Source organism: Terriglobus sp. YAF25 (assembly GCF_052113305.1).
Taxonomy (GTDB): domain Bacteria; phylum Acidobacteriota; class Terriglobia; order Terriglobales; family Acidobacteriaceae; genus Terriglobus.
The window spans coordinates 1-1,282 of record NZ_JBFRCY010000991.1 but is presented as its reverse complement, the minus strand read 5'-3'; the positions used below and the strand labels follow the sequence as shown (position 1 = coordinate 1,282).

The window sequence follows — 1,282 nt, the reverse complement described above, 5'->3', positions numbered from 1 at the left end:
CCGATGCACAGATCGTGCTCATCGCGACCGGTTCGGAAGTCTCGCTGGCTCTGAAGGCGCTGCCGGAACTGAAGGCTGCAGGCATCTCGGCGAAGGTTGTCTCCATGCCGAGCTTCCGCCTCTTCGACGAGCAGGACGAGGCCTACAGGGCTAGCGTTCTGCCCTCCAATCTGCCCAAGCTGGCCATCGAGGCCGGCGCCACCATGGGCTGGTACAAGTACCTGGGCGGCAACGGCGCTGTTATCGGTATCGACCGGTTCGGCGCATCGGCCCCGGCGCCAATTGTGTTCGAGAAGTTGGGCTTCAACACCGCAAACATCGTTGAGCACGCAAAGAAGCTCACCGGTAAGTAAAAGAAGGAAGGGAAGGGCCTCCGGGAACGGAGGCCCTTTCGCAAGACAGGCAAACGGGCATTGCCTTCCGGCTGGTTCAGGTTTCTTTGAAGACCGCTGCGACCTCCGCCTGCTCCGGAACACAAACTGCACCGCAAACTCCGCCGTTGTTCGGAACGGTGGACTGGGCCTTCCCAGAGGGTCTCTTTGAACCGTCCTGCTGAGGCGGAGCATCGAACGTAACGATGAACCGCCGGCCGGATAATTCAAAAATGGCCCAATAGTTGTCCAATCGTCGTACTGGTTTTACAGAAAGATATAAAAATAAAGCTACGTTAGGAGTCGAGATGGAAATCGGCCTCATTGGTCTGGGAAAGATGGGTGGCAACATGGCGGAGCGTCTTCGCCTTGCCGGCCATAAGGTAGTTGGATTCGACTTTAACCCACAGGCAACCGCCAAACTGACGGCGACCGGATCGGTCGGCGTGAATTCTCTGGAAGATCTGGTAGCGAACCTGACGACCGGAAAGCGCGCCATCTGGATCATGGTTCCGGCCGGAGATCCGGTGGACGAGACCGTAGCCAAGCTGAAGCCTCTGATGAAGCAGGGCGACATCTTTATCGACGGTGGCAACTCGAACTACAAGGACACCATCCGCAGGCACGATGAGCTGAAGCCGCAGGGCTTCGATTTTGTCGATGTGGGAACCTCGGGCGGCGTCTGGGGTCTGCAGGAAGGCTACTCGCTGATGATCGGCGGCGATGAGGAGCCGGTGAAGTATCTCTCGCCTATCTTTGAGGCGCTCGCTCCGGCTGCGGATAAGGGCTGGGGCCACGTTGGACCTACCGGTTCCGGCCATTTCACCAAGATGGTGCACAACGGCATYGAGTACGGCATGATGCAGGCCTTTGCCGAGGGTTTTGCGATTCTGAAGGCTAAGGAGAGTCTG

2 protein-coding genes are annotated in these 1,282 nt (G+C 58.2%); both read left to right on the top strand.

Going from position 1 to position 1,282, the window contains the following annotated elements; translation table 11 throughout:
- On the top strand, nt 1-353 hold a 353-nt coding region (locus AB4043_RS25910), incomplete at its 5' end, for a transketolase-like TK C-terminal-containing protein (RefSeq protein ID WP_442308575.1).
- Nucleotides 354-679: 326 nt separating this feature from the next.
- A partial coding sequence (locus AB4043_RS25905; RefSeq protein ID WP_442308574.1) for an NADP-dependent phosphogluconate dehydrogenase occupies nt 680-1,282 on the top strand: 603 nt, incomplete at its 3' end.